This window comes from uncultured Roseibium sp. (genome assembly GCF_947496995.1).
GTDB lineage: Bacteria > Pseudomonadota > Alphaproteobacteria > Rhizobiales > Stappiaceae > Roseibium.
The window spans coordinates 69,473-83,980 of record NZ_CANMFD010000006.1 but is presented as its reverse complement, the minus strand read 5'-3'; the positions used below and the strand labels follow the sequence as shown (position 1 = coordinate 83,980).

Genomic DNA, 14,508 nt, shown 5'->3' with positions numbered 1-14,508 from the left:
ATCGCCATGACCAAAGTCATCGATCTTGCCGGCCTTGCGCCGGACCCCACGCCGATCTCGGTCGGCGAGGAAGCCGCCGAGCATTATGCCGTTGTCCGCCGGACACTGGAGCGGATCACCAGCGACTGGCGCGACCAGCCGTCACTGGAGCAACTGGCGCGGGAGGCGGGACTGCAGCCGATCCAGCTGCAAAGAGTGTTCTCGCGCTGGGCCGGCCTGACGCCGAAACAGTTCCTGCAGGCGATCACGCTCGACCACGCCAAGGCACTCCTCCGGGACTCCGCCAGCGTTCTGGACGCATCCTATGAAGTCGGCCTGTCCGGCTCCTCCCGTTTGCACGATCTGTTCGTCACCCACGAAGCCATGACCCCGGGCGATTACCGGAACCGGGGCGGCGGGCTGGCGATTGCCTATGGCTTTCATCCCTCGCCCTTCGGCCAGGTTCTCGTGATGGCAACCGACAAGGGCCTTGCCGGCCTCGGCTTCGCCGATCCGGGAGAGGAGCAGGCGGCCCTTGAAGACATGAGCGGCCGCTGGCCGGCGGCGCGGTATGTTCAGGATCAGGAGGCAACGTCGGGCTATGCCGGCCGTGTGTTCGATCCGGAAAAATGGCAGCAGGACCAGCCGCTAAACATTGTCATGATAGGCACGGACTTCGAAATCCGCGTCTGGCAGACGCTCCTGAACATTCCGATGGGCCAGGTCACCACCTATTCCGACGTTGCCGCGCGCATCGGCAGCCCCAAGGCATCCCGCGCCGTCGGAACGGCGGTCGGCCGCAACCCGATTTCCTTCGTGGTTCCCTGCCACAGGGTGCTCGCCAAGGGCGGAAAGCTCGGCGGCTATCACTGGGGCCTCACCCGCAAGCGTGCCATTCTCGGCTGGGAAAGCGGATTGTCCGGGCCTGTGCTGGAGTGTGTTTGAGGCCTTTGCCGAGTTGAGTGGAAAACATCGGTTCTGGATGGGCAGTTACCCCCACCCCTAACCCCTCCCCACAAGGGGGAGGGGGACCACGCTTCAGTATTTGATCAGCGCCTGCGGAAAATCACGAAACGTCAGTAGGGAAACAATTAGTTTGTTCCGGACTGGACGGCATTCCCCTCCCCCTTGTGGGGAGGGGTTAGGGGTGGGGGTCCCACTTCCCTCAGACACTGCTTTCACCTGATATCCGAAAGCGCGCCGTACCGGCTCGCCCGTTCAATGCACCGGGCCCGGCGGCATGGGGTAGCTGCCGGTGATCGACCAGCCGAAGGAGGCAAGGCGTTCCGCTGCCATGGGGGTCAGGTCGCCGGTGATCAGGAAGTCCACGCCGGTGGGAGGAAACGGAAGACTGCCGAGACCTTCATGAATGGCGGAAAAGGCCTGCGCGACGGTCTGGGTCCAGGCCACCATGTCGAGCGGCATGACGATGGCCGCCAGCCCGTCGCGCCGGATGGCGACGGGAATGCCGGAGACCAGCTTTATCTGGCTGAGGCCGGAGACGGTCCTGTTGTAGGTTTCCAGGAGGACGACACGGCGCAGCTGGAAATAGGCGATGTCGCGGCTTTCGGCTTCGGCGGCTTTGGCGGCCACGAGGTCAAGGTCCTGCACCCCGGGCATGGCCAGCAGCTGATAGGCAATGACCGCCTTTTCCCCTTCGGTAAAGAACGGATTGGCTGCGATTTTCGCTATTGTCGCCTCCGAGACGCCCGCCTTGCGAAATGTTTCCGCCGTGCGCTCTTCCAGCTCTGTCGGCGTACTGTCGACGATCATCGTGCGGAAATTGTCCGCCGTGCGGGCCGTGTTGACGATCAGGCCACCCGGAAGCAGGCTGGTGATCGCCGTGATCGTCCAGTTGCCCGCCGTGGTGACGCTGGCGGTTTCATCGAGCTTTTCCGAAAGCGGCCGGTAGAACGTGTAGGGATCGACGCCGAGTTCCACCGCGAGTTCACGCCGGGCGCGGGCCTGGCCGGTAATCGACCTGGCGAGTTCCGTCGGAGAGCCGCCCTTGCCGGCGACCACGGCTTCGACACCTTTTGTCAGGCGCCCGAACATGCGGCCGACACCCGACACCGTGCTTTTGGCCGTGCCGACCGGGTCGGTGACCGTGCTCTCCACGAATTCGACCGGTTTCATTGCCGCCTGCTTGAGGCCGTCAACAAAACTTGCATCGTTCTTGAGGCTTTCCAGGCCGATCACGACCGCAATTTCCAACAGCCGGAGCTTCAGGAGGCCGTCGCCTTCGATCCTCTCCACACCGAGATCCGTCTGGAGCTGGTAGATGCGCAGGAAACCATCGCCGCGGACCGGCGCGAGGACGGCATAGCCCGGGCCGAGTTCCTTTCCGTCCAGAACGGTGGCCGGATCCTGTTCCGGAGGCGTTTCGTACTGACCGGAGAGCGCGAATGCCGTGGTTGCAAGCGCGAGGGTCCCCGCGAGAAATCCGGCAAACCGGGCCGACACCTTGAACATCGGATGCATGGAGCTGCTCTCCCTGGCGCCAAAGCGGACTCTGGCATTATGGATCGGTCGGCCTATTGCGGCGCCATGCCGTTGCGCGCCAAAGCTTCGCCGGTGAGATAAAGCGACCCGCAGATCAGGATCCTCGGTGGCTCACCATCCTTGGCGGCGCAGGCTGCCACATCGGCGAGGGCTGCGTCCAGAGACTGGAACGGCGTTGCCTCCAGACCCGCGCAACGGGCAAGGTCCGCAAGATCCTCCGGCGTTCTGGCCGTATTTGTCGAGGAGATCGGCACGGTGCCGACATGGCGGACCAGACCGTGGAAAGGGCGAAAGAAACCGACCGGATCCTTGGTGGTCAGCATGCCGGAGACCAGGTAGAGCGGGCGGGGAGCGCGTTCTTCCTGTTCACCCATGAATTCGGCAATGGAAATACCCGCACCGGGATTATGGCCGCCATCGACCCAGATTTCCGCATCTTCCGGACACAGGTCATGCAGCGGCCCGTGCGTGACCGGCTGAAGCCGACCCGGCCAGTTGACCGACTTCAGGCCATCGGCAATGACAGCCTCTTCCGGCAGAAGCCCGGCTGCCTTCAGGGTTGCCAGCGCCAGGCCGGCATTGGCGACCTGATGGCGGCCGTTCAATATCGGCAAAGGCAGATCGATCAGTTCATCATCGTCCTGATAGGTCATTCGGCCCTGATCCTCCAGAGCCACAAAATCCTGACCGAAAACTTCAAGAGAGGCCCGGTTCCGGGCCGCCTGGCGTCCGATCACCCGAAGGGCGGCGTCTTCCTGGGCCGCACATACGACCGGAACACCCTGCTTGATGATCCCTGCCTTTTCCGCAGCGATTTCCGCAACATCGTTGCCGAGGAATTTCTCGTGATCCATGGACACCGGCGTTATGACCGTTGCAAGCGGCCGGTCGACGACGTTGGTCGCGTCCAGGCGCCCTCCAAGGCCTACTTCGAGAAGCAGAATGTCAGCAGGGTTGTCCGCAAAAAGCAGGAAGGCTGCGGCGGTGGTGATTTCGAAAAACGTGATTTCTTCGCCCGCATTGGCTTCCTCGCAGCGCTGCAGCGCTTCCTGGAGCATGGCGTCAGAGACGAACCTTCCGTCCGTGCCAAGCCGGATGCGTTCGTTGAAGGAGACCAGATGCGGCGAGGTGTAGACGTGGCAGCGTTTTCCGGAAGCTTCCAGAACCGCCCGCATGGTGGCGGTCACCGAGCCCTTGCCGTTCGTCCCGGCGATATGAATGACCGGGGGCAGACGCTGTTCCGGGTGGCCAAGCGCCGCCAGCAGCCTGTGCATGCGCCCAAGCGAGAGATCGATCTCCTTGGGATGCAGGGCCAGCAGGCGGTCGAGGATTTTGATTATTTGATCCAATGCGCCCTCCGCGGGTGCCTTTGGTCCCGTGTTCAGCATGAGATACGCGTTTACGAGATGACCGGCCGCCTGACAAGCAGGCAGGCCGATTTTGTGCTCTCATGCCGCTTTCGCGATAATTCAGGGTAAACCTGAGCGCTTATTTGGCCGCCTCGGCCTCTTTTACCTTGGTTTCCACCGGTGCAGCGGTTTCAGCCTTGGCCTCGGGTTCGGCTTTTTTCGGCGCCTCGAGAGCCATCTGCGGCAGCTGGACTTCCCGCTTCATGAGGATGCCGCAGATCCGGGCGACCGTGTCCTTCATCTGCTGGCGCGGCACGACCATGTCGATCATGCCGTGTTCGAGAAGATATTCGGCGGTCTGGAAATCGTCCGGCAGTTTTTCGCGGACCGTCTGTTCGATCACGCGCCGGCCCGCAAAGCCGATCTGCGCGCCGGGCTCGGCTATCTGGACATCGCCAAGCATTGCGTAAGACGCCGAAACGCCGCCCGTTGTCGGGTTGGTCAGAACAACGATATAGGGCAGTCCGGCTTCACGCAGCATCTGCACGCCGACGGTGGTACGGGGCATCTGCATCAGCGACAGGATGCCTTCCTGCATGCGGGCACCGCCCGAAGCGACGAACATGACGAAGGGGGTCTTGTCCTCAACGGCCTTCAACATGCCGGCAAGGATGGCCTCTCCGACGGCCATGCCGAGGGAGCCGCCGATAAAGGTGAAGTCCTGAACGGCCGTGGTGATAACCATGCCGTTGACCTTGCCCTGGGCAACATGGATGGCCTCGTCGTCGCCGGTCTTGGACCGGGCATCCTTCAGGCGGTCATTATAGCGCTTGCTGTCGCGGAACTTGAGCGGGTCGGCATGGACCTCGGGCGTTGCGACACGAGTGTACTGGCCGCCGTCGAAAAAGGATTCCAGCCTCCGGCGCGCCGGCATGCGCATGTGGTGTCCGGAATTCGGAATGACCCAGAGATTTGCCTCCAGGTCCCGGTGGAACACCATTTCCCCAGTTTCGGGACACTTGATCCAGAGATTTTCCGGAACTTCACGCTTTTTCCAAAGATCCCGGATCTTGGGGCGTACGATAGAATTGATCCAGTTCACGTTTCACGTGTCCGTTGCTTTGAGCTGTTTGAGGATGAGCAAAGCTGGTTGTCCAGCTTTCCCGCAAGTGCTCCGGTTACCGACAGGCGGAAATATGGGGTCCGCCGCAATTCCTGCTAATACAATTGCCAAATGGGGCGAGATCAGGACCTTCGGGCCCGGGCGCAGCCGCCGGCCAGTCCGGTCACCACATCACAAACCGCCTGTACCGTTCTGTCCGACGCCCTGCCTGTTTCGTCCAGGCTGTCGCGAATGGCATTGACCAGAACCGAGCCAACCACCACACCGTCCGCATCCTTGCCGATGACAGCCGCCTGCTCGGCGGTCTTGACGCCGAACCCGACCGCCACGGGCAGATCGGTATGACCCTTGATCCGGTTCACGGCGTCGGTGACCCGGCCGGTATCGGCGATATCGGCGCCCGTGATGCCTGTGACGGATACGTAATAGACGAAACCGGAGGTATTGGCCAGAACGGCGGGCAGCCTCTTGTCGTCCGTCGTGGGCGTTGCGAGCCGGATGAAGTTCAGCCCGGCGTCCATTGCCGGGATGCACAGCTCGTCATCGGCTTCGGCGGGAATATCGACAATGATGAGGCCGTCGACACCAGCGTCCTTGGCGACCTGGACGAATTTCACCGGTTCGCGCACATAGATCGGATTGTAGTAGCCCATCAGGATGATCGGCGTTTCCCGATCCTGCTTGCGGAACGCGCGCACCATGTCGAGCGTCTTTTCCATGGTCTGGCCGGCAGCCAGGGCGCGCTGGTTGGCAAGCTGGATCGGAATGCCTTCGGCCATCGGATCGGAGAAGGGCATGCCGAGCTCGATGACGTCGGCACCGGCGGCCGGCAGAGCGTTCAATATGGCCTGAGACGTGTCCAGATCCGGATCGCCTGCGGTAATAAACGTGACGAGAGCCGGCCGGCCTGCGTCTGCACAGGCCTTAAAACGGCGGTCGATGCGCGTTTGCGTCATGCACTGCTACCCTTCCTGCGCCCGCTTCACATTCCCGCAGGCCTTTTTCGTTCCTGCGATGTACGGGGGCCGCATGCGCCCTGTCAATCCAACAATGCACAAACGGGCCGCGCCGCGGCCATAGGCGGGAGGTTTCGGAACCGAAGGTCAGCTCCACCGATTGTGCATGGCAGGAATTCGGGGGAGCTGGAAATTCCAACTGGAAAAATGCACTATGTGCGCCTATTCTAAGGCTGGTCCTGCACCTGCAAACAACAACACGGAGCTGAAAATGGCCCATTCTCTCTTCGAGCCTGCCCCTACACCTCTCGGCGAAAAGCTTTGGCGGCGCATGAAGCAATTCAATATCGGCTTTCACGCCGGCCAAAAGCAACCGCGCTACCCGGTCCGGCCTGTGGTATCCGATCCGCTGCAGCAGGCGGAACATCTGGATGCGCGCGGTCAGCAGCAGCTTCTTGAATCCGCGCTCGTCGCCCGTCCGATCCTTGCAAAAAAAGGCCGCGCGTCCTGAAAACGCACGGCCTTTCCGATCTCGTCGATAGAGGTCAGGCGATCCTGACCTAAAGGTCGAAGCCCAGCATCTCGCCGACTGCGAAGACATCCTTGTCGCCACGGCCGCAGAGGTTCATCACAAGGATCTGATCCTTGTCCATCTGCGGTGCCAGTTTGACCACATGAGCCAGGGCATGGGCCGGCTCCAGGGCCGGGATGATGCCTTCGACACGGGTGAGCATCTGGAAAGCCTCCAGAGCTTCGGTGTCCATGATCGGCACGTATTCCACGCGGCCGATTTCCTTCAGCCAGGAATGTTCCGGGCCGATGCCCGGATAGTCCAGACCGGCGGAAATCGAGTGGCCTTCCAGGATCTGACCATCGTCATCCTGCAGCAGATAGGTCCGGTTCCCATGGAGAACCCCGGGCTTGCCGGCTGTCAGCGAGGCGCAATGCTCTTCACCCTGCAGGCCGCGGCCACCGGCTTCGACGCCGTAGATCTTTACGTTCTTGTCATCCAGGAACGGATGGAACAGGCCGATGGCATTGGAGCCGCCGCCGACAGCAGCCACCAGCGCATCCGGCAGACGGCCTTCGGCTTCCATCATCTGCTCGCGCAGTTCCTTGCCGATCACCGACTGGAAATCGCGCACCATTTCCGGGTAGGGGTGCGGGCCCGCAGCCGTACCGATCAGGTAATAGGTGTCGTCGACATTGGTCACCCAGTCCCGCAACGCCTCGTTCATGGCGTCCTTCAGGGTCCCGGCCCCGGCGGTCACCGGAACGATCTCCGCGCCCAGAAGCTTCATGCGGAAGACGTTGGGCTTCTGCCGCTCCACATCGGTCTTGCCCATGTAGACGACGCAGGGCAGGCCAAAGCGGGCGCAGACCGTTGCGGTGGCGACGCCGTGCTGTCCTGCACCGGTCTCGGCGATGATGCGGGTCTTGCCCATGCGCTTGGCCAGAAGGATCTGGCCGAGGCAGTTGTTGATCTTGTGCGATCCGGTGTGGTTCAGCTCGTCACGCTTGAAATAGATCTTGGCGCCGCCGAGCTCTTCCGTCAGGCGCTCGGCGAAATAGAGCGGCGAGGGACGGCCGGTGTAATGCTTGTTCAGGTTCTCGATCTCGGCATGGAAGGCCGGATCGTTCTTGGCATCCTTGTAGTGCTGCTCCAGATCCAGGATCAGCGGCATCAGGGTCTCGGCAACATAGCGGCCGCCGAAGATGCCGAAGTGACCGCGATCGTCCGGGCCGGTCCGAATGCTGTTTGCCATCTCGTTCACGCGTAAACTCCTTGCCGCAGGCAGGTTTCTTCCGGATATCAGGCGTTTTTGGCTGCCGCGACAAAAGCGCGGATCAGGTCGTTGTCCTTGACGCCACGTTCCCGCTCGACAGCGGAGGAGACGTCGACCGCCCGCGCTCCACTCAAGCGGATGGCCTCCGCGACATTTGCCGCAGTCAGCCCTCCGGAAAGCATATAGGGCTTCTTCAGGTCAAGATCTTTAAGCAGGGTCCAGTCGAAGGTAACCCCGTTGCCGCCGGGCCGATCCGACCCTTCCGGCGGTTTTGCGTCAAACAGGATCCGGTCGGCGACGATAGCGTAATATTGCGCCTCTTCCAGATCGGCCTTTTCCGAAACCGCAACGGCCTTCATGATTTTGGTACCCTGCATCACCTTGACCGCCGCGCAGGCTTCCGGAGTTTCGCTGCCGTGAAACTGGAAGGTATCGGGCGCAACCAGTTCATTGATCCGCGACAATCCGTCGAGGTCCATGTTCACGGTCAGCGCAACAATCTCCGCCCTGCCTCGGGCCATATCCGCCAGCCTGCAGGCCTGCGTGAGCGAAACATGGCGCGGGCTCTTGGGAAAAAACACCAGCCCAACCATATCCGCCCCTGCGTCAAGCGCGGCTTCCATGGTGTCCTCGGTGCTGAGACCGCAGATTTTGACTTGAATATCAGACATGGTTTCGAGGTATCGCCGGTGAGGCAGGTTTTGTCAAAAGAGAAACAGCGTTTCCCGTAGTGAAGTGCGGGAGTTGCCGCCATTTTTAGGTCGCCCCGGTCGACCCAAGGGAGATTCGGGAGCCGGAAGCCTGTATAAATGGCACTTCTTGTGACCAAATCCAGAAACGTCAGCGGCTCTCCGATCCCGGCTCGCGCTACGCTTGGCCGGGATGACCAACGAGGGGAGACAACTTATTGGTTGAGCGTGGAATAGAGATCTTCCCATTCGGGATTCAGTGTCTCGATCAGCTCAAACTTCCATTGCCGCCGCCAGCGCTTGATACGCTTTTCCCGTTCGATCGCATCGCCGATCTTCTCATGTGTTTCATACCAGACCAGCATCTTGATGCCATAACGATTCGAGAACCCTTCGATCAGACCTTCGCGATGCTCATATATTCTGCGGGCGAGGTCCGTGGTCACCCCCGTGTAGAGGGTTTCATAGGGGCGAGAAGCCAGTATGTAGACGAAGGCAGTCAAATGTCGGTCTACTCCGAAAAGTCCGGATCCGAGCTTTCTCGAATCCGGATCTCTTTCCGGTCATCCGGGAATACGGAAGCCAGCACAGAACCAACTCTCCTTCGTCATCCCGGCCAAGCGCAGCGCGAGCCGGGACCGGAGAGCCGAGGCAGTCCGGATTTCGTACTCATCACGTCACATCGAATGCCGCGATGACGGCCATGTTGACGATATCGCTGTCCTTTGCGCCGAGGGGTACGATCTGGACGGGTTTGTCGAAACCGACGAGCAACGGGCCGATGACGGTGGCGCCGCCGAGTTCCTGGAGCATCTTCGTGGAGATGGACGCGGAGTGGAAGGCCGGCATGACGAGGACGTTGGCGGGGGCGGTGAGGCGGCAGAAGGGATAGGCGCCCATGCGGTCCATGTTGAGGGCGACATCGGCGGCCATGTCGCCGTCGTATTCGAAATCCACCCGGCGCCGGTCGAGGATCTTCACCGCTTCCTGGACCTTTTCGGAGCGTTCGCCCTTGGGATGTCCGAAGGTGGAATAGGCCAGCATGGCGACGCGCGGCTCATAGCCCAGCTTGCGGGCAACATGTGCTGCTTCCTCCGCGATGTCGGCAAGTTCTTCGGAGGTCGGCATGTCGATCACCGCCGTGTCGGCGATCAGCACCGTGCGGCCGCGCGCCAGCGCCAGGGAGACACCGATCACGCGATGGCCCGGCTTCGGATCGATGCAGTCCTTCACCGTGTCGAGGGCGACGGAATAGTTGCGGGTGAGGCCGGTGACCATGGCGTCCGCATCACCCCGGGCAACCATGATGGCGCCCCAGTAGTTGCGGTCGTTGTTGACCATGCGCTGGCAGTCGCGCAGGAGGTACCCCTTGCGTTGCAGACGGCCGTAAAGATATTGCGCGTAGTCGGCATTGCGGTCGGAGAGGCGGGCGTTCTGGATGAAAATTCCCGGGCGCTCTATATCGATCCCGGCGCGTTCGGCCATGGATTTGATTTCGTCCTCGCGGCCGATGAGAATGGCCTCGCCAAGGCCCTGCGACACGAAGCTGGTGGCTGCGCGGATCACCGGTTCTTCCTCGCCCTCCGCGAAAACCACGCGTTTGGGCTGCTGACGGACCTTGGAGAAGATCCGCTGCAAGGTGCCGGCGACAGGATCGCGCCGGGCGGACAGCTGGTGCTTGTAGGCTTCCATGTCGACGATCGGACGGCGGGCGACGCCGGAATCCATCGCCGCCTGGGCAACGGCCGGCGGGATCGCATGGATCAGCCGCGGGTCGAAGGGTACGGGAATGATGTATTCGGGGCCGAATTTCGGCCGGTTGCCGCGATAGGCGGCCGCCACCTCGTCCGGGACTTCCTCACGGGCGAGTTCGGCCAGCGCATGGGCGCAGGCGACCTTCATGGCCTCGTTGATGGTGGTCGCGTGAACATCCAGCGCGCCGCGGAAAATATAGGGGAAGCCGAGGACGTTGTTGACCTGATTGGGATAATCCGAACGGCCCGTGGCGACGATGGCGTCGTCGCGAACTTCGGCGGCTTCTTCCGGCGTGATTTCCGGGTCCGGGTTCGCCATGGCGAAAATGACCGGGTTCGGTGCCATGGCGCGCAGCATGTCCGGCGTAAGCGCACCCTTGACCGACACGCCGAAAAAGACATCCGCACCTTTCAAGGCGTCATAGAGCGAGCGGGCCTGCGTCTCGATGGCATGGGCGGATTTCCACTGGTTCATGCCCTCCTCGCGGCCCTTGTAGATCACGCCCTTGGTATCGCAGAGGGTGACATTCTGGTGAGGGACGCCCATCGCCTTGATGAGTTCGATACAGGCAATTCCGGCCGCGCCCGCGCCGTTGCAGACGATTTTGGCATCCTTCATGTCCCGGCCGGTCATGTGCAGGGCATTGATGAGACCGGCAGCGGCGATGATCGCCGTGCCGTGCTGGTCGTCGTGGAAGACCGGAATGTCCATCAGTTCGCGCAGGCGCTGCTCGATGATGAAGCAGTCGGGCGCCTTGATGTCCTCAAGGTTGATGCCGCCGAAAGACGGCCCGAGATAGCGGACGGCATTGACGAATTCATCGACATCCTGGGTATCGATTTCAAGATCGATGGAATCGACATCGGCGAAGCGCTTGAAGAGAACCGCCTTTCCCTCCATCACCGGCTTGGAGGCCAGAGCGCCGAGATTGCCCATTCCAAGGATGGCGGATCCGTTGGAAATCACCGCGACGAGATTGCCCTTGGTGGTGTAATCATAGGCACGGCTCGGATCGTCGGCGATCGCCCGCACCGGAACCGCCACGCCGGGGGAATAGGCCAGGGACAGATCGCGCTGGGTGGCCATCGGTTTGGTCGGCGTAATTTCCAGTTTCCCGGGCCGGCCTTCCTGGTGGAATTGCAATGCTTCCTGATCGGTGAAGCTGACGGATGGTTTGGACGATTTTTTATCGGCGGACATAATGCGGGCGGTTCCTCTAGAAGACCCGCTCTTGGTGGCGGGCGCCTGACCTTATCCGCTGGAAATTGAACCCTCAACCCGCGACACGGTAGCCTCTTTGCATAATGAGGTTCGCACAAGGTGTGCGGCAAGCGCCGAAACCGCGCGGGCGCGGCCGAAAACGGACACAAGGCGCTTTCTCCTTTGGATCGATGAAGTTAACCGCATCGAGGTGCTTTCCCTTGAAAGCCGGTTGATTTAGGTATCAGGCATGAGTGGACGGAGCGCGCAGCAACCAGCCCCGGCGGACGCCAAGGTCACGCCGATGATGGCCCAGTACATCGAGATCAAGACCGCCAATCCGGACAGCCTGCTGTTCTACCGGATGGGGGACTTTTACGAGCTGTTCTTCGAAGATGCCGAAATCGCCTCGCAGTCGCTGGGCATCACGCTGACCAAACGCGGCAAGCATCAGGGCGAGGACATCCCCATGTGCGGCGTGCCGGTTCACGCCGCCGACGATTACCTGCAGAAATTGATCGCCAAGGGTCACCGGGTGTCGGTTTGCGAGCAGACCGAGAACCCGGCGGAAGCCAAAAAGCGCGGTTCCAAATCCGTGGTCCGGCGGGACGTGGTCCGTCTGGTGACGCCCGGCACCTTGACCGAGGAACGGCTGCTCGATGCGGGCGCAAACAATTACCTGATGGCGCTGACCCGTCTGAAAGGCGGCTCGCTGGAGGGCGATGCGGTTTACGGCCTTGCCTGGATCGACATGTCGACCGGGTCATTCCAGGTTTCCGAAACCGATCATCAGCGCCTTGCCGCCGATCTGGCGCAGGTGTCGCCGCGCGAGCTTGTGCTGCCGGACAATCTGCTGCAGGAAACCGAGCTGCGCCAGATCGTCGAACAGCTCGGCGGGGCGCTGTCGCCGGTGCCGCGCGCCTTTTTCGACAGTTCGACCGCCACCGACCGGCTGGGGCACTATTTCGGCGTGAAGACGCTGGACGGGTTCGGCACCTTCAGCCGGGCCGAGCTTGCGGCCGCTGCCGGCATTCTGGCCTATATCGAAAAAACCCAGCTTGGAGAACGCCCGCCTCTCGATCCGCCGGTACGCGAGGCCGGGGCGGGCCGCATGCTCATCGATCCGGCGACACGCGCAAACCTCGAACTTTCACGGACGCTTTCCGGAGAGAAGCAGGGGTCCCTGCTTGCCACGATCGACCGAACCGTCACCGGTGGCGGGTCGCGGCTTCTTGCCAGCCGCCTTGCCGGGCCGCTGGTCAATGTGGACGCCATAAACCGCCGTCACGACGCCGTCGCCTTCTTCCTCGACCACGAAATCATGCGCGAAGATTTGCGCCGGACGCTGAAGGGCGCGCCGGACATGGCCCGGGCGCTTTCCCGCATCGCGCTGAACCGGGGCGGGCCGCGTGACATTCTCGCCATTGCCCAGGGGCTGGCGGCGTCCCGCATGGTGCTCGCTCAGACCGGGGCGGCCGCGGACGCCATCCCGGCGGAAATCGCCGCGGCCCGCGCCAGCCTGGAGCGCGCGCCGCATGATCTGGGCGTCGAACTGGTTTCCGCGATCAAGGAAGATCCGCCTCTTTTGAAACGGGACGGCAATTTCATCGCCACCGGCTTCAATGCCGATCTCGATGAACTGCGCGCCCTGCGCGATGAGAGCCGCAAGGTGATTGCCAGGCTCCAGGCCAGCTATGCGGAAGAACTCGGCCTCAGATCCCTGAAGATCAAGCATAACAACGTGCTCGGCTGGTTCATCGAAGCTCCCTCGGCGCAGACCGAAAAAATGACCGCGGATCCGGGGCGGTTCATTCACCGCCAGACCATGGCGGGGGCGATGCGCTTCACGACGACGGAACTGGCGGAACTGGAATCGAAGATCGCCAGCGCCGGTGAACGCTCGCTCGCCATCGAGTTGGAGATTTTCGACCGGCTGGCGCAGGCAATCATCAACGCGGGCGAGACGATCAAGGCGGCCGCGCAGGGTCTCGGTGTTCTGGATGTCTCGGCAGCGCTGGCGAAGCTCGCCCAGGAAGAAAACCATGTTCGCCCGACCGTCGACGACAGCAGGGCCTTTGAAATCAAGGGCGGGCGCCACCCCGTCGTGGAACGGGCCCTGAAAAAAACCGGCAGTGACAGCTTTGTCGCCAATGACGCCAGTCTCGGTCCCGACAAGGACGGCGATACCGGTCATATCTGGTTGATAACCGGCCCGAACATGGCCGGTAAATCAACCTTTCTGCGCCAGAATGCGCTGATTGCCGTCATGGCACAGATGGGAGCGTTCGTACCGGCTGCCGAAGCGCATATCGGCGTCGTTGACCGGCTGTTTTCGCGTGTCGGAGCCGCCGACGACCTTGCCCGCGGCCGCTCAACCTTCATGGTGGAAATGGTCGAGACGGCCGCCATCCTCAACCAGGCCGGCGACCGGTCGCTGGTCATTCTGGACGAGATCGGCCGGGGGACGGCAACCTTCGACGGCCTGTCCATCGCCTGGGCTACCATCGAGCACCTGCACGAGGTCAACAGGTCCCGAGCCCTGTTCGCAACTCATTATCACGAGCTTACGGCTCTTTCGGCCAGACTCGAGCGGCTGTCCAATGCCACCGTTTCGGTGAAAGAATGGAACGGCGACGTCATCTTCCTGCACGAAATCGTGCCGGGGGCCGCCGACCGGTCCTACGGCATCCAGGTCGCCAAGCTCGCCGGTCTTCCAGCCATGGTGGTCGAACGGTCCAGACAGGTTCTGAGCCAGCTGGAAGAGCAGGACCGCGGATCTCCCGCCGAAAGCCTGATCGACGAATTACCGCTCTTCGCCAACCTGGCGCCTGTGGCGACTGCGGCTGCTTCCGCCGAACCGGATCCCGTTCTGGACTCCCTCCGCGACATCGATCCTGACGACATGACACCACGGGAAGCCCTGGAAGCGCTGTACAGGCTGAAGGCTCTCAGCGGAAAGAAACCAGCCTGAGCGGCGATGTTTCCCGGTGTGAAAGACACCGCCGCTGTTGCCACTTGACGGCAAATTCATTCAACTGGCAGTATTCCCGGCAGACTGCCCCCTGAATTCGTTTCCGGTTTGCGCTTCCGCCCGTTTGCTACTGCGAACGGCTTTTTGCCCTGCCCTTCGAGAAGACCTGATTACCGTCCAAGGCCGGAAGCATTCGG

11 protein-coding genes are annotated in these 14,508 nt (G+C 61.9%); 3 read left to right on the top strand and 8 right to left on the bottom strand.

Annotated features, from left to right (window positions below; translation table 11 throughout):
• Nucleotides 1-6 precede the first annotated feature (6 nt).
• Nucleotides 7-924 carry a bifunctional helix-turn-helix domain-containing protein/methylated-DNA--[protein]-cysteine S-methyltransferase gene (locus Q1B40_RS21540; protein WP_299819387.1) on the top strand — a complete coding sequence of 306 codons (918 nt, stop codon included), beginning with the start codon at nucleotides 7-9 and terminating at the stop codon, nucleotides 922-924.
• Nucleotides 925-1,197: 273 nt separating this feature from the next.
• Here the strand turns inward: Q1B40_RS21540 and Q1B40_RS21535 are convergent, their stop codons facing one another.
• From Q1B40_RS21535 to trpA, 4 genes are all read right to left on the bottom strand, one after another.
• Nucleotides 1,198-2,460, bottom strand: a complete 1,263-nt coding sequence (locus tag Q1B40_RS21535) for a hypothetical protein (protein WP_299819384.1) — start codon at nucleotides 2,458-2,460, stop codon at nucleotides 1,198-1,200.
• Between the two features lie 53 nt (nucleotides 2,461-2,513).
• Entirely contained in the window at nucleotides 2,514-3,830 is a 1,317-nt protein-coding gene (locus Q1B40_RS21530; protein WP_299819381.1) for a folylpolyglutamate synthase/dihydrofolate synthase family protein, read from the bottom strand.
• A 139-nt stretch (nucleotides 3,831-3,969) separates the two neighbouring features.
• A complete protein-coding gene (gene accD / locus Q1B40_RS21525; RefSeq protein WP_299819378.1) occupies nucleotides 3,970-4,932 on the bottom strand; it encodes an acetyl-CoA carboxylase, carboxyltransferase subunit beta in 963 nt (320 codons plus the stop codon).
• 143 nt (nucleotides 4,933-5,075) lie between these two features.
• Nucleotides 5,076-5,909 (bottom strand): tryptophan synthase subunit alpha, encoded by an 834-nt coding sequence (gene trpA, locus Q1B40_RS21520; protein WP_299819375.1) that lies wholly within the window; start codon nucleotides 5,907-5,909, stop codon nucleotides 5,076-5,078.
• A gap of 271 nt (nucleotides 5,910-6,180) precedes the next feature.
• Between trpA and Q1B40_RS21515 the strand changes: the two genes are divergently transcribed.
• Nucleotides 6,181-6,420 (top strand): hypothetical protein, encoded by a 240-nt coding sequence (locus Q1B40_RS21515; RefSeq protein ID WP_299819372.1) that lies wholly within the window; start codon nucleotides 6,181-6,183, stop codon nucleotides 6,418-6,420.
• A gap of 49 nt (nucleotides 6,421-6,469) precedes the next feature.
• On the opposite strand, the gene trpB is transcribed toward Q1B40_RS21515, so the two are convergent.
• The 4 genes from trpB to Q1B40_RS21495 form a co-directional block, all read right to left on the bottom strand.
• On the bottom strand, nucleotides 6,470-7,675 hold the full coding sequence (gene trpB, locus Q1B40_RS21510; RefSeq protein ID WP_299819745.1) for a tryptophan synthase subunit beta: 1,206 nt from the start codon (nucleotides 7,673-7,675) through the stop codon (nucleotides 6,470-6,472).
• Between the two features lie 47 nt (nucleotides 7,676-7,722).
• Nucleotides 7,723-8,367, bottom strand: a complete 645-nt coding sequence (locus tag Q1B40_RS21505; protein ID WP_299819369.1) for a phosphoribosylanthranilate isomerase — start codon at nucleotides 8,365-8,367, stop codon at nucleotides 7,723-7,725.
• A 233-nt stretch (nucleotides 8,368-8,600) separates the two neighbouring features.
• On the bottom strand, nucleotides 8,601-8,888 hold the full coding sequence (locus Q1B40_RS21500) for a GIY-YIG nuclease family protein (RefSeq protein WP_299819366.1): 288 nt from the start codon (nucleotides 8,886-8,888) through the stop codon (nucleotides 8,601-8,603).
• Between the two features lie 169 nt (nucleotides 8,889-9,057).
• Complete coding sequence (locus Q1B40_RS21495; RefSeq protein WP_299819363.1) at nucleotides 9,058-11,340, bottom strand: NADP-dependent malic enzyme; 2,283 nt, start codon at nucleotides 11,338-11,340, stop codon at nucleotides 9,058-9,060.
• Between the two features lie 250 nt (nucleotides 11,341-11,590).
• On the opposite strand from Q1B40_RS21495, the gene mutS reads away from it, so the two are divergent.
• Nucleotides 11,591-14,311, top strand: coding sequence for a DNA mismatch repair protein MutS (gene mutS / locus Q1B40_RS21490; protein WP_299819360.1), 2,721 nt, complete (start codon nucleotides 11,591-11,593; stop codon nucleotides 14,309-14,311).
• Nucleotides 14,312-14,508 lie beyond the last annotated feature (197 nt).

Excerpts from the sequence above, each read along its gene's own strand:
- Q1B40_RS21540 (WP_299819387.1), top strand. The coding sequence starts at position 7 with ATGACCAAAGTCATCGATCTTGCCGGCCTTGCGCCGGACCCCACGCCG.
- Q1B40_RS21535 (WP_299819384.1), bottom strand. The coding sequence starts at position 2,460 with ATGCATCCGATGTTCAAGGTGTCGGCCCGGTTTGCCGGATTTCTCGCG.
- trpA (WP_299819375.1), bottom strand. The coding sequence starts at position 5,909 with ATGACGCAAACGCGCATCGACCGCCGTTTTAAGGCCTGTGCAGACGCA.
- Q1B40_RS21515 (WP_299819372.1), top strand. The coding sequence starts at position 6,181 with ATGGCCCATTCTCTCTTCGAGCCTGCCCCTACACCTCTCGGCGAAAAG.
- trpB (WP_299819745.1), bottom strand. The coding sequence starts at position 7,675 with ATGGCAAACAGCATTCGGACCGGCCCGGACGATCGCGGTCACTTCGGC.
- Q1B40_RS21505 (WP_299819369.1), bottom strand. The coding sequence starts at position 8,367 with ATGTCTGATATTCAAGTCAAAATCTGCGGTCTCAGCACCGAGGACACC.
- Q1B40_RS21495 (WP_299819363.1), bottom strand. The coding sequence starts at position 11,340 with ATGTCCGCCGATAAAAAATCGTCCAAACCATCCGTCAGCTTCACCGAT.
- mutS (WP_299819360.1), top strand. The coding sequence starts at position 11,591 with ATGAGTGGACGGAGCGCGCAGCAACCAGCCCCGGCGGACGCCAAGGTC.